This is a genomic window from Sporosarcina sp. P16b (assembly GCF_002743065.1).
In the GTDB taxonomy this organism is placed as follows: domain Bacteria; phylum Bacillota; class Bacilli; order Bacillales_A; family Planococcaceae; genus Sporosarcina.
This window is the reverse complement of sequence record NZ_PDYO01000010.1, coordinates 41,206-59,945: the sequence shown is the minus strand read 5'-3', so window position 1 is coordinate 59,945 and position 18,740 is coordinate 41,206. Positions and strand designations below refer to the sequence as shown.

General features: G+C 41.6%; 19 protein-coding genes and 1 pseudogene. 18 read left to right on the top strand and 2 right to left on the bottom strand.

Annotated elements, in window-relative coordinates:
• Positions 1 to 34: 34 nt before the first annotated feature.
• Positions 35 to 739, top strand: a complete 705-nt coding sequence (locus tag CSV77_RS11930; protein ID WP_099673594.1) for a DUF554 domain-containing protein — start codon at positions 35 to 37, stop codon at positions 737 to 739.
• On the opposite strand, the gene yyaC is transcribed toward CSV77_RS11930, so the two are convergent.
• Positions 650 to 1,291, bottom strand: a complete 642-nt coding sequence (yyaC, locus tag CSV77_RS11925; RefSeq protein ID WP_099632569.1) for a spore protease YyaC — start codon at positions 1,289 to 1,291, stop codon at positions 650 to 652. The two genes, CSV77_RS11930 and yyaC, sit on opposite strands and share 90 nt — an antisense overlap.
• 113 nt (positions 1,292 to 1,404) lie before the next feature.
• Between yyaC and CSV77_RS11920 the strand changes: the two genes are divergently transcribed.
• The 3 genes from CSV77_RS11920 to ychF all read left to right on the top strand — a co-directional run bounded on the left by CSV77_RS11920 (position 1,405) and on the right by ychF (position 3,716).
• The gene (locus tag CSV77_RS11920; protein ID WP_233189516.1) at positions 1,405 to 2,343 is read left to right on the top strand and encodes a mechanosensitive ion channel family protein; all 939 of its coding nucleotides are present in this window, start codon (positions 1,405 to 1,407) and stop codon (positions 2,341 to 2,343) included.
• Positions 2,324 to 2,521: a DUF951 domain-containing protein gene (locus tag CSV77_RS11915; RefSeq protein ID WP_099632570.1), complete on the top strand. Its 198-nt coding sequence runs from the start codon at positions 2,324 to 2,326 to the stop codon at positions 2,519 to 2,521. The genes CSV77_RS11920 and CSV77_RS11915 overlap by 20 nt, the downstream gene beginning before the upstream one ends.
• Before the next feature lie 94 nt (positions 2,522 to 2,615).
• Positions 2,616 to 3,716, top strand: a complete 1,101-nt coding sequence (gene ychF / locus CSV77_RS11910; protein ID WP_099632571.1) for a redox-regulated ATPase YchF — start codon at positions 2,616 to 2,618, stop codon at positions 3,714 to 3,716.
• Positions 3,717 to 3,849: 133 nt separating this feature from the next.
• Here the strand turns inward: ychF and CSV77_RS11905 are convergent, their stop codons facing one another.
• Positions 3,850 to 4,392, bottom strand: a complete 543-nt coding sequence (locus tag CSV77_RS11905) for a DUF3267 domain-containing protein (protein WP_099635881.1) — start codon at positions 4,390 to 4,392, stop codon at positions 3,850 to 3,852.
• Positions 4,393 to 4,548: 156 nt separating this feature from the next.
• Here CSV77_RS11905 and rpsF point away from each other — a divergent pair, with 156 nt between their 5' ends.
• The 14 genes and pseudogenes from rpsF (at position 4,549) to rlmH (ending at position 18,647) form a co-directional block, all read left to right on the top strand.
• Positions 4,549 to 4,836, top strand: coding sequence for a 30S ribosomal protein S6 (rpsF, locus tag CSV77_RS11900; protein WP_085132250.1), 288 nt, complete (start codon positions 4,549 to 4,551; stop codon positions 4,834 to 4,836).
• A gap of 47 nt (positions 4,837 to 4,883) precedes the next feature.
• Positions 4,884 to 5,405, top strand: coding sequence for a single-stranded DNA-binding protein (gene ssb, locus CSV77_RS11895; protein WP_099630353.1), 522 nt, complete (start codon positions 4,884 to 4,886; stop codon positions 5,403 to 5,405).
• A 45-nt stretch (positions 5,406 to 5,450) separates the two neighbouring features.
• Entirely contained in the window at positions 5,451 to 5,687 is a 237-nt protein-coding gene (rpsR, locus tag CSV77_RS11890; RefSeq protein ID WP_099635880.1) for a 30S ribosomal protein S18, read from the top strand.
• Between the two features lie 234 nt (positions 5,688 to 5,921).
• Entirely contained in the window at positions 5,922 to 6,878 is a 957-nt protein-coding gene (locus CSV77_RS11885; protein WP_158231652.1) for a DUF2232 domain-containing protein, read from the top strand.
• An 11-nt stretch (positions 6,879 to 6,889) separates the two neighbouring features.
• Positions 6,890 to 8,863 (top strand): annotated as a pseudogene (locus CSV77_RS11880) (DHH family phosphoesterase).
• The gene (rplI, locus tag CSV77_RS11875) at positions 8,863 to 9,309 is read left to right on the top strand and encodes a 50S ribosomal protein L9 (RefSeq protein WP_099630357.1); all 447 of its coding nucleotides are present in this window, start codon (positions 8,863 to 8,865) and stop codon (positions 9,307 to 9,309) included. Before CSV77_RS11880 ends, rplI begins: the two are co-directional and overlap by 1 nt.
• A 24-nt stretch (positions 9,310 to 9,333) precedes the next feature.
• Positions 9,334 to 10,683, top strand: a complete 1,350-nt coding sequence (gene dnaB, locus CSV77_RS11870; protein ID WP_369802767.1) for a replicative DNA helicase — start codon at positions 9,334 to 9,336, stop codon at positions 10,681 to 10,683.
• A gap of 278 nt (positions 10,684 to 10,961) precedes the next feature.
• Positions 10,962 to 11,672, top strand: a complete 711-nt coding sequence (gene yycF / locus CSV77_RS11865) for a response regulator YycF (protein WP_099630359.1) — start codon at positions 10,962 to 10,964, stop codon at positions 11,670 to 11,672.
• A 6-nt stretch (positions 11,673 to 11,678) separates the two neighbouring features.
• Positions 11,679 to 13,502 (top strand): cell wall metabolism sensor histidine kinase WalK, encoded by a 1,824-nt coding sequence (walK, locus tag CSV77_RS11860; protein ID WP_099673591.1) that lies wholly within the window; start codon positions 11,679 to 11,681, stop codon positions 13,500 to 13,502.
• Positions 13,493 to 14,821: a YycH family regulatory protein gene (locus CSV77_RS11855; protein WP_099673590.1), complete on the top strand. Its 1,329-nt coding sequence runs from the start codon at positions 13,493 to 13,495 to the stop codon at positions 14,819 to 14,821. The genes walK and CSV77_RS11855 overlap by 10 nt, the downstream gene beginning before the upstream one ends.
• Entirely contained in the window at positions 14,808 to 15,620 is an 813-nt protein-coding gene (locus tag CSV77_RS11850; protein WP_099673589.1) for a two-component system regulatory protein YycI, read from the top strand. The genes CSV77_RS11855 and CSV77_RS11850 overlap by 14 nt, the downstream gene beginning before the upstream one ends.
• A gap of 11 nt (positions 15,621 to 15,631) precedes the next feature.
• Entirely contained in the window at positions 15,632 to 16,420 is a 789-nt protein-coding gene (locus CSV77_RS11845; RefSeq protein ID WP_099673588.1) for an MBL fold metallo-hydrolase, read from the top strand.
• A 106-nt stretch (positions 16,421 to 16,526) separates the two neighbouring features.
• Complete coding sequence (locus CSV77_RS11840) at positions 16,527 to 17,756, top strand: S1C family serine protease (protein WP_099673587.1); 1,230 nt, start codon at positions 16,527 to 16,529, stop codon at positions 17,754 to 17,756.
• A 411-nt stretch (positions 17,757 to 18,167) separates the two neighbouring features.
• Positions 18,168 to 18,647, top strand: a complete 480-nt coding sequence (gene rlmH / locus CSV77_RS11835; protein ID WP_029054359.1) for a 23S rRNA (pseudouridine(1915)-N(3))-methyltransferase RlmH — start codon at positions 18,168 to 18,170, stop codon at positions 18,645 to 18,647.
• Positions 18,648 to 18,740: the final 93 nt, after the last annotated feature.

The following is an 18,740-nucleotide window of genomic DNA, read 5'->3' as shown; positions in this document are numbered from 1 at the left end:
GTTTTATTCTTGAAAAGAACTTGGACGTGACTATATGATATTGTTTGGTTCGCTATTTAATGTATTTACGATTATTATCGGTACATTAATCGGTAGGTTTTTATACGGAATACCGGAACGTATGAAAGAAACCATCATGTACGGAATAGGAATGGCTGTAGTGGCAATTGGTTTACAAATGACATTTGAAACAACACAAATTGTCATTGTCATTCTTAGTATTGTGATTGGCGCAATCCTCGGTGAATGGATTGATCTCGATCAAAAAGTTAATCAATTGGGACGATGGATTGAAGGAAAGTTACCGGCTAAAAGGGAAGGACAGGGAATTGCACAAGGATTCGTTACGGCTACGTTGTTTTTTTGTGTAGGTTCCATGGCAATCATTGGAGCTATTGATAGTGGTCTCCGTAATGATCACGACGTTTTAATCATGAAAGGCATATTAGACGGATTCACTTCCATCATCTTTAGTTCTACATTAGGTATTGGTGTGGCGTTTGCTACCGTCCCTCTATTGATTTACCAAGGAAGTATAACCTTTCTTGCTACCATCCTCAGTCGATTTGTCCCAGATGAATTAATGCAGTTATTCATTTCTGAAATGACAGCTACAGGTGGCTTGATGATTGCGGCAATCGGATTAAATCTAATCGGCTTGACTAAAATCCGAGTAGCTAATTTTATCCCAGGTATTGCGGTAGTTGCGGTCATCGTAACGATTGTATATACTTTTTGACGGCTGCCGATGATGTGCTAATTGTAAGGCTCGACCAATCATACGACTCATTTCAAATGGCAGATGAAGACGAGTACTTTGTAAAACAGCTTGCTCCATGAAACCACTAACATTGACGATTCCTTTAACTGACACATCACCCACTAAGGGAAGTTCTTTACCCACGGCTTTCCCTGGTGCAATAGGACCGCTATGAAACAATAGGTCTCCAACCGCGTCCTTCTTACTTAGGCAGGCATCGATCGCTACTACAAAAGCATCGGGGTATAATGACTTCGTGAGTTCAATGCGTTGTTGTAGATTAAGGGCGTGCAATGGCTCTTGTAACGTGCCAACTACTGTATATGGGAATAGGCTTAGCTCTGATAAGTAGGAGCCTGTCAAAGGACCGAGAGAGTCGCCAGTGGAACGATCAGTTCCGATACAATAAAAAATGATGGGTTGTTGTTTAAAAGGGATATGTTGCATGAAATAAGAACTTAATTTCCACACGACACCGGTTTCTTTACTAGAAAGACGGTAATGATAAGAAGAGGGTTCAGCTGTATACATAGGGCGACACCTATCCTTTGTGTTGTATTTACGCTGAAATGTATTCTGCGCAGGTATTGCTGTGCAGTATATCCTCAGGGGTAAGGGTTTATACGAAAGGAGGATTTCTTTCAATGGCATCAACTTCTACTACACAAGAAGAAGTGAAAGAAAACCTGGAAGTTTTAGACGAAGCAGTTCGACAGGTAAAAGGAACTCTATTTGACGCAGATTTCTGGCTCGGCACTGGATTCTTTGCTATTCGCATTTTTTTAATTATTGTCGTAGCAAGTATCGTGGTAAAAGTTGGACAAGTATTAATTCGTCGATTTTTCGCCATTAAGCTAAAAAGTCCTATGCGTAAGACAGAGCGACGTGAGAAAACTATGATTAAACTGTTGGAAAACGCATTGAAATACATTGTCTATTTTTCTGCTATATTGGCCGTTTTGACGGAATTTAAAATAGACGTAAAAGGCCTTCTTGCGGGTGCGGGCGTGCTAGGTCTTGCCGTCGGTTTTGGAGCCCAGAGTTTAGTAAAGGATGTCATATCTGGATTCTTCATCATTTTTGAAGATCAATTTGGAGTAGGAGATTACGTGCGTATTAATTCAGGTGAAGGAACCGTCATGGAAATCGGGCTTCGCACAACGAAGATTGCATTGTACGGCGGTGAATTATATACAGTACCTAACGGTCAAATAGGCGAAGTCATTAATTACTCTGTCACGAATTCAATGGTCTTACTTGATCTGGCGTTATCTTATGAAACGGATATTGATCATGCAGAAGAATTAATCAAAGAATTCCTTAAAAAGTTACCAAAAGAACGTTATTCAGAAGTTATCGGTGTACCAGAGGTGTTAGGCGTACAAAGTATGGAACCCTCAAGAATCTTGTTACGTATTGCCGCAGAAACAGAGCCAGTTGCTAATTTTGGAGTAGGTCGTAAACTTCGACAGGACTTAAAGAAATTTATGGATTTGAATGGAATTGAAATGCCTTATCCACGAATGGTGATACGTGAAGAACAGAGGGAAGGAGATTCACACAATGGCGACCAAAGAATTTAACTTGCATGATGTGGTAGAGATGAAGAAACAGCACCCGTGTGGAACAAATGCTTGGAAAATCATCCGAATGGGCGCGGATATTCGCATTAAATGTGAAGGCTGTGGACACAGCGTTATGATTCCGCGTAATGAGTTTGCTAAGAAGATGAAAAAGATTCTACTGAAGAACGAGTCTTGAGAACACATGGACAATTTAGCGTATTGTCCTTATAATGAAGTGGTTGACTAACGAATAATGTAAGCTTTGGATAGATAAGAAAGGTGTGGGAATAATGGCGTTAACGGCTGGGATTGTAGGTCTTCCGAACGTGGGAAAATCAACTTTATTTAATGCAATAACAAAAGCAGGAGCAGAGGCGGCGAACTATCCGTTCTGTACGATTGACCCAAACGTAGGAATAGTTGAGGTGCCAGATGAGCGTTTGGACAAATTGACTGAGCTCGTCACACCGAAAAAGACAGTTCCAACTGCATTCGAATTTACTGATATTGCGGGGATTGTAGAAGGTGCAAGTAAAGGCGAAGGTCTTGGTAACAAGTTCCTTTCACATATTCGAGAAGTAGATGCGATTTGTCAGGTAGTCCGTTGTTTTGTAGATGAAAACATTACACACGTATCAGGGAAAGTAAATCCAATTGATGATATCGAGGTCATTAACTTGGAATTGATCTTGGCAGATATGGAAAGTGTAGATAAGCGTTTAGCGCGTGTTTCCAAGATGGCGAAACAAAAAGACAAAGAGGCAATGGTCGAAGAGCCAATTTTACTGAAGTTACGTGATGCATTTGAAAACTCAATGGCAGCTCGTTCCGTTGATTTGACGGATGATGAGCTACAAGTCGTTAAAGGTATGCATCTATTAACGATTAAACCAATGTTATATGTAGCGAACGTTTCAGAAGATGAAATTGCAGATGCAGACAATAATCCCTACGTACAACAGGTTCGTGACTTTGCAGAGAAGGACAATGCGGAAGTAATCGTAGTTTGTGCGAAGATCGAAGAAGAGATGGCTGAGCTTGAAGATGATGAGAAGGAAATGTTCCTTGAAGAGCTAGGCATCAAAGAATCCGGTCTTGATCAGTTGATTAAAGCAACTTACAATTTACTTGGATTTGCTACGTACTTCACGGCGGGTGTGCAAGAAGTTCGTGCATGGACATTCCGCAAGGGCATGAAAGCACCACAATGTGCTGGAGTAATTCATACCGACTTCGAACGTGGATTTATCCGTGCAGAAACAGTAGCATACGACGACTTAGTCGAGCATGGTTCCATGACAGCAGCAAAAGAGGCTGGCAAGGTTCGTTTGGAAGGTAAAGAATATGTCGTTAAAGACGGAGACGTCATGTTGTTCCGTTTCAACGTATAATACAAAAGGCTGATTTTCCATGTGAGAATCAGCCTTTTTTGATTTGAAGTTGGTTGAGTTCAAGAACGACTTAGACCCTCAGTGGAAAGTTAAGTAGGGGGTACGAGGAGATGGCAACTCCAGCCTCCTTATTTCATTCAACAGGGTACACATACAACTTTGGTAGCTCTGGATCATCCCTCACCATTGCATCATCTGGAAACTTCTTCAATTCCTTGTACATCGCGAAATCTCCAGCTGCCCCGCCAATTAGCATCGCGCCTAACAGCAACAGCACACCGTCATTGAAATACAATGCACTAATGGCAGGCAACACACCCGTCATCCAAAAGGGCAGTAACAACGCTTTGCGAATGCCTTTGTTGTCCATTAACTGATCTGCGGTAGCATACGCAACCCCCATCTTCAAATTGACGCCATACGCCATGTTCTTCCACGGTACATTACAAAAAATGCGGAAACCGAGCAAATGAAAAAACTCATGTATAACGATCAATAAAATATATCCGGCCAAAGCATAGACAAAATACCACACTGAAAAAGACAGAGATAGTCCACCTTGTAACAGACCACGGATTATTAAAAGTGCTATGAGCGGTAGGAGAGTGAGCCAAAGACTTTGCTTCGCTATTTTCTGTAAATCAAGCTCGACAATCACAGGCTGTTGTTCTTCCATGCGAGATCACTCCTTATATTCATTTAGTATAATATATTGGTGGTTGATATTCCAATTGCAATGTGATAACATGTACTGATGTGAGTAATATTAAATTTACTTACTCCTTGCCCACTTGTAAAAGTAGGGCCCAAGTCCATAAGGAGGTGACTATTGATGAGAAAGTACGAAATTATGTACATTATGCGTCCAACTCTTGAAGAGGATGCGAAAAAAGCGTTGATTGAACGCTTTGATACTGTTCTAACTTCAAACGGAGCGGAAATCATCGAGTCGAAAGAGTGGGGCAAGCGTCGTCTTGCTTACGAAATCGACGACTTACGTGAAGGTTACTACCAATTAGTAACTGCTAACGCTGGTGCAGAAGCAATCGATGAATTTACACGTCTAGCGAACATCAACGAAGGTATCATTCGTCATATGACAATTCGTGTAGATGCGTAATCTGATATAAAGTTTTAAAATTTATGATGAGGGAGGTTTGATTCTGAATGATAAACCGTGTCGTTTTAGTTGGCCGATTAACAAAAGATCCTGAGCTGAAATACACACAGACTGGAATTGCTGTAACACGTTTTACATTGGCAGTGAACCGTGCGTTCGCTAATGCCCAAGGAGAACGGGAAGCAGATTTCATCACGTGTGTAGCTTGGCGTAAACAGGCTGAGAATATCGCGAATTACTTACGAAAAGGAAGTCTAGCCGGAGTAGATGGTCGTATACAGACGGGCAGCTTCGAAGGTCAAGACGGTAAGCGTGTTTACACGACAGAAGTTGTTGCGGATAGTACTCAATTCCTGGAACCAAGAGGAGCCAATACAGAACGTCAGCAAACGCCATCTTATGGTGGGGGAGCGCCTTCTTATAACGCACCTTCTCAAGACCAGGGACAAGGATACAATAACCAGCAATCCTACCAACCGAATCAGCAAAATATGACACGTGTCGATAATGATCCATTCCAACCAGGCGGCGGTCCGATTGAAGTAACAGATGACGACTTGCCATTCTGATAGAACGGTTCACTTGATACGTAAATAGGAAGGAGGACAACAATTATGGCACCACGTCGTGGAGGTCGCAAACGCCGTAAGGTTTGCTATTTTACTTCTAACCACATTACGCACATCGACTATAAAGATGTAGATTTGTTGAAGAAGTTTATCTCTGAGCGCGGAAAGATGTTGCCTCGTCGAGTTACTGGTACAAGCGCTAAATACCAACGTAAATTGACGATTGCAATTAAACGTGCACGCATCATGGCACTACTTCCGTTTGTATCTGAAGAGCGGTAATATATGAACCGCCACTGACTGAGTTATTCAGTCAGTGGCGGTTTTTTGTTTATCACGAAAGTCTTATATTCCAAAGTGCTTTACGCATCCATTTTACTGGAAACTGCAACTGCCTGTACTTTTGATTTCACATCGAATCATGATACAATTAGAAGGATGATTGTCACTTTATATGAATTTAGGAATGTAACACTTTGTCCTCTTATTATTGACAGGCGACAAAAGAAGCAAAGAATGAATTGGGGCGTAGATATGCAAGATCAAGCAAGTAGAATTACGTACGGTGCGATGATGGTAGCACTCTTTGCCATATTACTGGCAATGACTTTATACGTACCATTACTCGGCTTATTGACAATATTGCTCGTTCCATTGCCCATTACGATTTATCGTTTGCGTTATGGCCGGACATCTACACTGATGATGGCGATGTGTACATGGCTTATCACATTATTGATTGGCGGTTTGCTTTCCATTCCAGCAGCAGTTGTATTAAGTGCTGTTGGATTCGTTATCGGTGATACCGTGCGGACGGGCAAGACGAAACTTTATGTATATATGGCAACAGGTGTCACATTGCTCATTTCATTGAGCCTATTGTATCTTGGTACTGTGTGGTTCATGAAAATTAATCCGATTGAACAGCTGATGCAACAATTTTCAACTATTCAGCAAGAAGCGCTTGTGATCATGTCGGGAATGGGAAATTCAACTAGAGATATAGAAAGAACCGTGGCAGAGGCATTCACGTATTATCAAACTATTGTGCCCTCATTGTTCATCTTATCTGTTTTTATAACAGCTTATCTGTTCGTTATGCCAATTTTGGCGGTTGCAACACGTTTGCGTTTTGAAGTTCCTAAATTTGCTTCTTTCCTTACTATGCGCCTTCCACTTGCAACGTTATTGGTTTATCTAGCACTGCTGTTGATTTCCGTTTTGTCGCAGCCCGAACAAGGAACGACATTTTATCTACTGGAGGCAAATGCCATTCTCATCTTTAGATTCTTATTCTTCTTACAAGGTTTGGCGTTAATTTACTATGCATTGCGCAAGATGAAGCTTCCAATGATCGTCAATGTGCTAGCTACATTATTCGCCATGTTCCTCAGTCCCTTCACCGTAATGTTGGGTGTTTTGGATATCGCCATTAACATTCGTACATGGATAGATAAAGACAAGAGAGCGTAGGAGATGAGATAGTGAATTTAATTTATAAAAAACGCGGGATACGAATTCCATTAGCATTCTTGTCTCTACTCGGTGCGGTAGGTTCCGTACTACTAATGCTATTGAATTTTTGGGTTGGACTGTTTTTTGCCATCGCTTATGCACTCGCACTAGGCATCGCTTGGAAAGTAGAGAATGATAATTACCTGGAAACTGAGAAATATATTGAAACCTTATCCTATCGAATGAAAAGGGTAGGAGAAGAAGCGTTGCTGGAATTACCAATCGGTATCATTTTGCTAAATGATAAGCAATTAATCGAATGGGTCAATCCATTTATTAACTCCATTTATCCTGACAAGACTTGGGTTGGTTCACAGCTTTACGAAATGAATGAAGCATTCCGTCAGGTGATCAGAGAAGACAGTGAGCAAGATGTCATTGTATTAAATGATCGCTCTTACCGTGTCTATTATAAACCAGAAGAGAAACTGATCTATCTATTTGACGTAACAGAACGTATGAAGATGCAATCCCTTTACTATGCTGATCGAACAACCATTGGAATATTGTTGGTTGATAACTATGATGAACTGTCTCAGACGATGGACGACCAGACACGAAGCCAGATGAACTCCCTCGTTACTTCATTGGTCAATCAATGGGCAGATGAATATGGGATCTTCGTAAAACGAATTTCTTCTGAGCGCTTCTTGGCTGTTTTCAATGAAGGCACTTTAGAATTATTGGAGAAGACGAAGTTTTCATTGCTCGATACGATTCGTGAGAACACGTCTAAACACAGCGTATCTCTTACATTGAGTATTGGGGTAGGGACAGGTACTACGTCGCTTACAGAACTCGGTGAACTGGCACAGTCGAGTTTGGATTTAGTTCTCGGACGTGGCGGTGACCAAGTAGCTATTAAACACCATGATGGGAAACTTAAATTCTATGGCGGTAAGACAAACCCTGTTTAAAAGCGTACGCGGGTGCGTGCAAGAGTTATTTCACATGCACTACGTGATTTAATCCAAGATAGTGACCGCGTGTTCGTCATGGGTCACAAAATGCCTGACATGGATGCGATTGGTGCGTCGATTGGTGTACGCAAGATGGCAAAAATGAACGGTGTCGAAGGCTATGTCGTCGTTAATTTCGACCAGCTTGATGCTAGTGTCAGCCGTTTGATGGATGAAGTGCAGCAAGACGAAGAATTATATGATCACATGTTGATGCCTGAAGAGGCATTGGAATTGATGACGGAGCGTTCGTTGGTCGTTATTGTCGATACGCATAGGCCAAGTATGGTTATTGATGAGCGCGTACTGGACAAGGCACAGAAGGTTGTATTAATAGACCATCATCGACGTGGAGAAGAGTTTATCAATAACACTGTGCTCGTTTATATGGAACCATATGCATCTTCGACGGCGGAACTTGTAACGGAATTGCTGGAGTATCAGCCAAAGAACGAAAAGTTGACGATGTTGGAATCGACAGTGATGCTAGCGGGTATTGTTGTTGATACGAAAAGCTTTACACTTAGGACAGGTTCTCGGACATTTGAAGCCGCTTCCTATTTGCGGACGAATGGTGCCGATACCGTGCTAGTACAGCGTTTATTGAAAGAAGATATTGAGACGTATATTGAACGATCAAAACTAATTGAGACTGTGGAATTTGTGGGCAATGGCGATATTGCGATTGCGCGAGGGCAAGAGGAAGTGGTGCACAGCTCTGTACTAATCGCACAGACAGCGGACATTTTGCTGACAATGCAGGGCATTTCCGCTTCATTCGTCGTCGCAAAGCGTGATGATGGAAAAATTGGTATTAGCGCCCGCTCATTGGGCGAATTGAATGTTCAAGTCATTATGGAAGAATTGGGTGGTGGCGGTCATTTAACGAATTCTGCTTGCCAATTAAGCGTAGATACGATGGATGAAGCAATCACTATGTTAAAGGACGTACTAGATCAATACGTTGAAAGGGGAAATGAATGATGAAAGTTATTTTTTTAAAAGACGTTAAAGGAAAAGGTAAAAAAGGTGAAGTGAAAGAGGTTTCAACTGGATATGCACAAAACTTTTTATTGAAAAATAATGTAGCAGTTGAGGCAACTCCAGGTAATTTAAGTAAGTTGCAAGGTCAGAAGGATCGCCAAATGAAAGATGCGGCTGCGGAATTGGCAGAAGCTAAAGAATTAAAAGAGCAAGTCGAAAAGTTGACTGTAGAGCTACAGGCGAAAACTGGTGAAGATGGTCGTCTATTTGGTTCTATCACATCAAAGCAAATCGCCCAAGCGTTAGAAAAGCAAAATAAAATCAAAGTAGACCGCCGCAAAATGGAATTACCTGAGCCAATTCGTGCACTAGGTTTTACAAATATTCCGATCAAATTACACCCTGATGTAACAGCGACACTTAAAGTGCATGTTACAGAAGAATGATAAGGAGATAATAGCTTGAACCAGATGATCGAGCGCACACCTCCGCATAACAACGAAGCAGAGCAGTCGGTCCTCGGGGCGATATTTTTAGAACCACAAGCACTGATTACCGCGTCTGAAATATTGTTGCCGGAAGATTTCTATCGAATCGCACATAAAAAGATTTTTGAAACCATGCTTATACTAAATGACCGTGGCCAACCAGTCGATTTGGTGACAATCGCCGAAGAGCTTAAAGTAAAAAATGAGCTTGAAGACGTTGGAGGTATTTCATATATCACAGAGCTTGCCAACGCGGTTCCGACTGCTGCAAACATTGTCTATTATGCTAATATCGTAGATGAAAAAGCATTACTACGCAGATTAATCCGCGTTGCAACGGACATTGTAGAAGACGGTTATACACGGGAAGATGAAGTAGAAGCTTTACTTGGTGAAGCCGAGAAGAAAATGATGGAAGTGTCCAATCGGAAAAACGCCGGCGACTTCCGCCATATCAAAGATGTATTAGTGGAGACGTATGACAATATTGAATTACTGCATACACGTAAAGGTGACGTAACAGGTATTCCAACCGGTTTCCGTGATTTGGATAAGATTACGGCAGGCTTCCAACGCAATGATTTGATTATCGTGGCGGCTCGTCCGTCTGTCGGTAAGACTGCGTTTGCGTTGAACGTAGCGCAAAACGTAGCAACGAAGACAGAAGAAAACGTCGCGATCTTCAGTCTCGAGATGGGTGCTGAACAGCTGGTCATGCGTATGTTATGTGCAGAAGGAAACATTGACGCGCAAGTACTGCGTACAGGTAACCTTGAAGCAGACGATTGGCGCAAGCTGACAATGGCTATGGGGTCATTATCAAATGCAGGTATCTTCATTGATGACACTCCTGGTCTGCGAGTCAATGAAATCCGTTCAAAATGTAGACGGCTACAACAAGAACACGGTCTCGGCATGGTGATGATTGACTATATGCAACTAATCATGGGAAGCGGTCGTGGTAGTGACAACCGTCAACAGGAAGTATCTGAGATCTCCCGCTCATTAAAAGGACTAGCACGTGAACTGAAAATTCCAGTCATTGCACTATCACAGCTTTCACGGGGTGTTGAACAACGTCAAGACAAGCGCCCTATGATGTCCGATCTTCGAGAGTCAGGGAGTATTGAGCAGGATGCCGACATCGTTTCCTTCCTTTACCGGGAAGATTACTATGACAAAGAAACTGAAATGCAAAACATGATCGAAATCATTATTGCCAAACAACGTAACGGCCCAACCGGTACTGTGACGCTGGCATTTGCAAAGGAATACAACAAATTCCTCAATATCGATTGGAGCCAGCATGAATCACCACCGTCTTACGAATAAAACAGCGCGTCCTTTTTCTATGACCATAGAAAAGGATGCGCTGTTTTTCATCGTTTCAAGCAAGCCGTCCCTGCCTGAAAAAGTGCGATTTTGCACAAATCGTGATAGAGTTAGAGGATATGGAATGATATATTTCAGCTGTAGAATAAGGTTGTAACCATAGAAAAGATAGATACGTGTTCGCTGTGCCACACAAGTGTATATCGTATAACTTTGTCGTGGAACAAAAACGTAGCAAAAAAATTTGATTGCCTGGTAGGGCGAGAAAGGAACAAATCATGCAAAATAAAACTATATTTATCGTAGACGATGAGAAACCCATCGCAGACATCATAGAATTTAACTTGAAAAAGGAGGGCTTCAACGTCTTTTGCGCATACGACGGTGAAGATGCGATCAACCGAGTAGAAGAAATTCAGCCCGACCTTATGCTCCTTGATATTATGCTTCCTAAACGTGACGGCATGGAAGTCTGTAGGGAAGTACGAAAAAAGCATGATTTCCCGATCATCATGCTGACAGCAAAAGACTCAGAAATTGATAAAGTCTTAGGGCTTGAACTAGGCGCAGATGATTATGTCACGAAGCCCTTTGGTACAAGGGAGTTAATTGCCCGGGTCAAAGCCAACTTGCGTCGTCATGCAAGAACTATAGCGGAAGATCAAGAAGAAGAAACGAACGATATTACGGTGGGTCAACTTGTCATTCAACCGGATGCGTACTACGTTCAAAAGCGTGGAGTGACAATCGAACTGACACATCGTGAATTTGAATTATTGTATTACCTGGCAAAACATATTGGTCAGGTGATGACACGTGAGCATCTACTGCAAACGGTATGGGGCTATGATTATTTCGGCGATGTACGAACAGTCGATGTAACAATTCGACGTCTTCGGGAAAAGATTGAAGATACACCGAGCCATCCAAATTGGATCGTCACAAGACGTGGGGTAGGTTATTACTTGCGTGATCCGGAACAGGAGTAAGCCACTATGCATAAAGTAGGTTTTTTCCGGTCGATTCAAGTCAAATTTGTCTTGATTTACGTCCTGCTTATACTTGTATCCATGCAGATTATCGGGCTGTACTTTGCTCGTGAATTGGAACAAACACTAAAAGATAACTTTACGAATTCAATTGTAGACCGGATGAATTTAGTCGAGTTCAGTGTGCGAGAAGAAATTACAAAAAAACGTAAAGACAATGATCCTACACTAGAACAAAGCTTAAAAAATGTCTTGGTCGAGTTCACATCAGATGACATTATTGAAATACGGGTTATAAATCCAAAGTATCGTATTCTAGCGACATCTTCATTCGAAAATCAGATGAGGGTAGGGCAACATTCGACCAATGATAATGTGCGAAAGTCCATAACGTCAGAGACCATGAAAGATGTTGTGACGATTGATCCGCAATCTCATAATCGCGTGCTTTCCTTAGCTAAACCGATCTTTAACGGCAATGAAATTGTTGGCTCGCTCTATGTAGAAGCCAATATTGAATCCGTTTTTCAACAAATTGAAGAAATCAATAGGATATTGGCGGGGGCAGCAGCCGTCTCCCTTACCATTACAATACTAGTTGGGATCTTCATTGCCAGGGCATTTACCCGGCCAATATCAGACATGCGAAGACAAGCGCAGGCGATGGCAAAAGGGAACTTCACCCGAAAGGTTAAAGTGTATGGTTCGGATGAGATGGGTCAGCTAGCCATCGCATTCAATCACTTAACTAACCAGCTGCAAGAATCACAGTCCACTACTGAGAGCGAAAGGCGAAAGTTAGCCTCAGTTCTGGAAAATATGACAGACGGTGTCATTTCGACCGACCGTAAAGGACGAGTTAGCCTAATTAATGACTCCGCCCTGCAGATGCTTGGAGTAACGAACGATCTTGTCATAAATCGCCCCATCGCCAGTATTCTCGGTATAGACGAAGAGTTTACGTTTGAAGAGCTAATTCAGATGAAAGAATCAATTCCACTGGATTTTAGTACAGAAGATCAGGCATATATTTTACGTGCGACAATTTCCGTTACCCAGCGTGAAACAGGGTTTGTAAACGGCTTGATTGTCGTATTGCACGATAATACCGAGCAAGAAAAAATTGATATGGAACGTCGGGAGTTCGTGTCAAATGTTTCACATGAACTGCGAACTCCACTCACTACAATGCGCAGTTATCTAGACGCATTGGCAGAAGGGGCTTGGCGCAATGAGGAAATTGCTCCAAACTTCTTACATGTTACGCAAAATGAAACCGAGCGAATGATCCGTCTCGTAAATGACTTACTGAAACTTTCACGTATGGATAGTAAAGAATATGAATTGAATAAAGAATGGGTGGAATTTAACCGATTCTTTAATGCAGTTATCGAGCGCTTTGAATTTTCCAAGTCGCAAAATGTACGATTCACACGGAATTTGTATTCAAGCAGTCTATTTGTGGAGATCGATACCGATAAACTAACGCAAGTACTAGACAATATTATTTCAAATGCCTTGAAGTATTCGCCAGATGGTGGGGAAGTTCGCTTCGGTGTAACGATATCAGGTGATTATATTAAAGTGATGATTTCAGACGATGGAATGGGTATACCAAAGTCCAATGTCAATCGAATTTTCGATCGTTTCTATCGTGCAGATAGAGCTCGTTCCCGTGCACTTGGCGGAACCGGTCTGGGCCTCGCAATCGCTAAAGAAATGATCGTGGCGCATAAAGGGGATATTTGGGCGCAGAGTGAGGAAGGAAAAGGAACGACAATCTTCTTCAAGCTACCATTTGAACAACAAGAGGATGGTGAGTGGGATTGAAATACATCGAAATAATTAAATCCATTGTATTGTTGTTGCTCGTCTCACTGAGTGTCCTGTTTACCTTTGAGGTTTGGAACTATTCACCGAATTATGAACCAATGGAACAACTACAGACTGTCGATATATCCATTTCTGAGAAGAAAACAATCGATGAAATCATCAAGCCATATAAAATAATTACCACTTTAAAAGATCAGGTACTAGGTTCTACAGATACCGAAAAAATCGACAGAATCCTGAGAGAAATGAATACATGGGAATTATCTAATCTACAGCTAGTTAGACAGGACATGAATAAGTTTAATATTGCACAAACCTTGCGGCAACCGAGTCAAATGGCGCTCTACTTCACGGGGGAAGTGCCCATGTTAGTCTATGACAATGTATTACCAGTCGACGACGTGAATATTCCCGAAGCTACCTTTAATCGTCTGGTCATTGACTGGAGTCAATCTACACAAGCGCCAGTTATTCATTTACTGAGTGAAGTTAGCGGCTTGCATTATCAGGTGCAGGTGACGCTACCGAATAAAACAAGCTTTCTGCGTAACGTAGTGGATGTTGGTCAGTCATTCGATGAATATGCAGAAATTGATCGTGGCAATGCACCATTTCTTGCGGTGCCAAAAGATCCAATAACCATTATGCGTAATACGTATTACCAGGAAGAAATCAATCCATTACGTTTCCGTGATGCATTGTTCAGTGACCCTAACGCCGTACGACGTAATCAAGTGAATCCAACCAATGAAGAATACGGAGACGATCACGCGTTCATGAATGTCGATACCGAGATTAAAAGGTTGAGTTATGTCATGCCTGCAGTAGAGAGTCAGGAGTTCGCGCTACCTTCGGAGTTATTGCTGAATGCTATCGATTTTATCAATGAACATGGTGGCTGGACGGATGAGTTCCGCTATGCCTATATGAATCCCTATTCCCGTTATGTCCGGTTCCAACTATATATTGATGGTTTGCCAGTCTTTAGTGATCAACCAGGCATAAGCGAAATCACGGAGACATGGGGAGATATGCGTGTATTCAAATATATACGTCCTTATTACACATTAGATGTGAACATCGAACCGGTACAAGAGAATTTACCTTCAGGAGTGGAAGTGGCGGAGTCTTTACGTGAATCGGAAGAGCTAAACTTTGATTTGATTGAGGAAATCACTCCCGGTTATTATATGATCCATGATATAGAACGCAAATTAATTATTTTACAACCTTGCTGGTATTACCTTATCAAGGATAACTGGTTTCGCCACGCTCCAGAAGAATTGCAAGGAGGTGGCGTAATTGGATTGGAATAGAACCAAAACCATCTTTATTATCGTCTTTTCCATTCTAAATGTCTTCTTGTATTGGCTCTATTTAGACAGACAAATGAGTGTCGGAAGTATGCAGAGTCTCGGGAAAACATCGATTGAAGAAACATTGGCGCTAGAGAATATTACGTATGAACCCATTCCTTTCACTAAAAAAGATGTTTCGTATTTATCAGCTCATATTGCCACCTTTTCCAATGAAAAGTTAAAAGGGTTAAGTAACCAATCATTTGTTTTGATTGAAAAATCACGATTACTGTCCCATATGAAAAAAGCAGTAAAAGTAACCGAAGGAAAAGGCGAATATTACTTTGACGAGTTCTTAAGGAAGTATGTGCTCCACGGCGAAGATTACGTGCTATGGGATGTAGACGAAGAGGAGCAGAGCGCTGTATTTTTCCAACGGGTAAAGAACGAAACCATCTTCTACAGTCCGAATGCCATGCTCATCATGCACTGGGGTAAAGATGGCGAAGTGACGCATTACGAACAAAGTATGCTCGACGAATTCTTAAGTTTTAATCATAAAAAGGATTTACTATCGCAAGACGATGCGGTCTCTTCGCTTGTTACACGTGGCTATTTAAAACCCGATTCCACTGTTATGCAAGTCAAGTCAGGTTATTCAACACTTGTTCAACTAACGGAAACTCAAGTATTTGCACCGACGTGGAATGTTCAGGTAAAATTGAAAGATGGGACGATAGAAAATTACTTCATCAATGCGATTGAAGGAAAGGTCATCGAGTTCCAATCGGATATAGTAGAAGAATCAAAAGAATAGGAGTTTTCCACATGCGATTTAGCATTTTGGCGAGTGGCAGTACAGGCAACTCGATATATATAGAGACAGATGAGCATGCTTTTCTAGTAGATGCCGGCATGAGCGGTAAGAAAATTGAAGGTTTGCTCGGATCGATCAATCGCTCCATGAAACAAATTGACGGCATTTTCGTCACACATGAACACAGTGATCATATTAAAGGAATCGGCGTACTTGCCCGGAAGTATAAAACGCCAATCTATGCCAATGCCAAAACGTGGCAGGCGATGGACGGACTTGTAGGGGAGATTCCCGTTGACCAGCGTTTTCACTTCGACATGGAAACGGTGAAAACATTTGGCTCACTGGATATCCAGTCATTTGCAGTATCCCATGACGCAGCAGACCCAATGTTCTATACGTTCAATGAAGGTAATCGTAAACTTGCGATTATTACTGACACAGGCTATGTTAGTGATCGTATGAAAGGTCATATCCAAGGAGCTGACAGCTTTGTATTTGAAAGCAATCACGACGTCAGCATGCTTCAGATGGGCCGTTATCCGTGGTCCATTAAACGTCGTATACTAAGTGACGTGGGCCACGTATCGAATGAGGATGCAGCTGTTGCAATGAGTGAAGTAGTAGCTCAAAAAGAAGCGCATATTTATTTAGCCCATCTTAGCTTAGATAATAATATGAAAGACTTGGCGCGCATGAGCGTAGCACAGACCCTTGAAGACTGCGGTATTCGTGCAGGGGAATTTGTCCACTTGCATGACACGGATGCATCAGAATCTACAGAGCTTGTGCTAGTCTGAAGTAAATGCGAAAAGCCTTGCTAAATTAGTGAGGCTTTTTGCATTTTCAAAGAGTTAATGGGGTACAGTACATGTAGGAATACTTTCTGATAAGGAGGAAATGTGAATGGATGATGAAAGAAGAGAAGAGATGGAACGGCAACAACCGTTTCCGCCGGCGGAGCCAAAACGCAACCCAAAACGCCGAGGTAGTTTTTGGCCAGGTTTACTTGGTGCATTATTGGGTGGGTTAATTGTATTTTTAACTATGATGTATGCGGGAGGATCGAGTCATGACGATACTACAAGGATTGAAAAAAAAGAGAGTAAAACTACATCCGAGCACGCACAAGTATCGATCGATATCTCATCGGAAGTGACAGACGTCGTAGATGATGTCGCAAACGCGGTCGTCGGTATTACGAATATCCAGACGGTCCAGGATTTTTGGTCTTCCACAACGTCTACTCAAGAAGCGGGTTCGGGTTCTGGTGTCTTGTATAAAAAAGAGGGCGACAAAGCATATATTGTTACCAACCACCATGTCGTAGAGAATTCCGAACAACTTGAAGTCAGTTTCGATGATGGTACTAAGGTTGAAGGAAAATTAATCGGCAGTGATCTATGGACAGACTTGGCTGTAGTAGAAATTGATGCGGAACACGTCGATACAGTGGTAGAATTCGGTGATTCAGACGCATTAAAACGTGGAGAAACAGTCATTGCTATCGGTAACCCATTGGGACTTGGCTTTGCAGGATCAGTTACAGTGGGTGTAATTTCAGGTAAAGACCGCTCCATTCCAATGGATTTAAACAAAGATGGACACATCGATTGGCAGGCAGACGTCTTGCAGACAGATGCAGCCATCAACCCCGGGAACTCCGGTGGTGCTCTAATCAACATGGCGGGTCAATTGATCGGAATCAACTCTATGAAGATTTCTGAAGCAACAGTAGAGGGGATTGGACTAGCTATTCCAATCAATATTGCATTACCAATTATTGAGCACTTGGAAGAAACGGGGCAAGTAAACCGTCCGACAATGGGTGTATCGTTACTTGATCTTCGACAAATTCCCATTCAGCAACAGCAACAGACGTTGAACTTGCCTAAAGAAGTAACGGATGGCGTTGTTGTAACAGATGTCATACCGAATTCATCCGCAGTAGAAGCAGGTGTGAAGAAGTATGATACAATTGTTCAGTTGGATGATGAGATAGTGACAGATATGGTCAGTCTACGTAAGTATTTGTATAATAAAAAAGAAATTGGCGATCCATTGAAAATTACAGTCTATCGTGATGGAAAGAAACTGGATTTGGAAATGGTGTTGAAAGACGGAAATACATTCTAAGAGATTGTACATTGTCCACAAAGTGAACAACTTCCCGTCCACATCAGGTATCTAGCGAAACTACGCTACGATGCCTGATTTTTTTATGAAGTTATCCAATTGTGGATAAAGTCTAAATAATGTGTACAACATTGTGTAAAAGAAAGTGTTCGGAAAATAATAAATTAAATCAAAGTGACAAGCGTTAATCCCTTACAGGTCAATAGGTTGAGGTATTTTCATTTTTTATGGTAAAAAGATCAATCTATTCAAAATGAAAAAAGAATGAAAAGTTATCCACATTGATGTGATACAATAATCAGTAAGATTTACATGTAGTACGGAACAAATAATCGGACACAATATGTAGATAGGGTTGTGGATATGTGCATAAGTATTGTGTATAACATTTGGAGAGCGAGTGGATAAACTGTGAATATATCAATTGTGACCGTGGGTAAGTTAAAAGAAAAGTATTTGAAACAAGGAATAGAAGAGTATACGAAACGTCTGAATAGCTATGCAAAAATGCAATTAATCGAAGTGGCGGACGAAAAAGCACCTGAAACACTAAGCGAAGCCGACATGGAAATCGTAAAAAAGAAAGAAGCTGATCGAATTCTGGCAAAAATTGCACCAGACGCGCATGTCATTGCACTAGCAATCGACGGAAAAATGAAAACTTCTGAGGAATTCGCAGCTAGTATCGATTCGTTGATGACATACGGTAAAAGCAAGATTGTCTTTGTGATTGGCGGATCACTTGGTTTACATAGTAGTGTATTGCAGCGTTCGAATGAGAAGTTATCCTTTTCCAAGATGACGTTTCCGCATCAGCTCATGAAGTTGGTGTTGGTGGAGCAGATTTACCGTGGGTTTCGGATTATTAAGGGAGAACCTTACCATAAGTAAATAAGGTATAAAGATAATAAACTGTGTTCATTAAAAATGACTAAAGGAACGATGAATAGAACAGTAGTTAACTTTACAAAGTAGCTATACAAG

Coding starts and splice junctions, on each gene's coding strand:
- CSV77_RS11930 (WP_099673594.1), top strand. CDS start 35: ATGATATTGTTTGGTTCGCTATTTAATGTATTTACGATTATTATCGGT.
- yyaC (WP_099632569.1), bottom strand. CDS start 1,291: ATGTATACAGCTGAACCCTCTTCTTATCATTACCGTCTTTCTAGTAAA.
- CSV77_RS11920 (WP_233189516.1), top strand. CDS start 1,405: ATGGCATCAACTTCTACTACACAAGAAGAAGTGAAAGAAAACCTGGAA.
- CSV77_RS11915 (WP_099632570.1), top strand. CDS start 2,324: ATGGCGACCAAAGAATTTAACTTGCATGATGTGGTAGAGATGAAGAAA.
- ychF (WP_099632571.1), top strand. CDS start 2,616: ATGGCGTTAACGGCTGGGATTGTAGGTCTTCCGAACGTGGGAAAATCA.
- CSV77_RS11905 (WP_099635881.1), bottom strand. CDS start 4,392: ATGGAAGAACAACAGCCTGTGATTGTCGAGCTTGATTTACAGAAAATA.
- rpsF (WP_085132250.1), top strand. CDS start 4,549: ATGAGAAAGTACGAAATTATGTACATTATGCGTCCAACTCTTGAAGAG.
- ssb (WP_099630353.1), top strand. CDS start 4,884: ATGATAAACCGTGTCGTTTTAGTTGGCCGATTAACAAAAGATCCTGAG.
- rpsR (WP_099635880.1), top strand. CDS start 5,451: ATGGCACCACGTCGTGGAGGTCGCAAACGCCGTAAGGTTTGCTATTTT.
- CSV77_RS11885 (WP_158231652.1), top strand. CDS start 5,922: ATGAATTGGGGCGTAGATATGCAAGATCAAGCAAGTAGAATTACGTAC.
- rplI (WP_099630357.1), top strand. CDS start 8,863: ATGAAAGTTATTTTTTTAAAAGACGTTAAAGGAAAAGGTAAAAAAGGT.
- dnaB (WP_369802767.1), top strand. CDS start 9,334: ATGATCGAGCGCACACCTCCGCATAACAACGAAGCAGAGCAGTCGGTC.
- yycF (WP_099630359.1), top strand. CDS start 10,962: ATGCAAAATAAAACTATATTTATCGTAGACGATGAGAAACCCATCGCA.
- walK (WP_099673591.1), top strand. CDS start 11,679: ATGCATAAAGTAGGTTTTTTCCGGTCGATTCAAGTCAAATTTGTCTTG.
- CSV77_RS11845 (WP_099673588.1), top strand. CDS start 15,632: ATGCGATTTAGCATTTTGGCGAGTGGCAGTACAGGCAACTCGATATAT.
- CSV77_RS11840 (WP_099673587.1), top strand. CDS start 16,527: ATGGATGATGAAAGAAGAGAAGAGATGGAACGGCAACAACCGTTTCCG.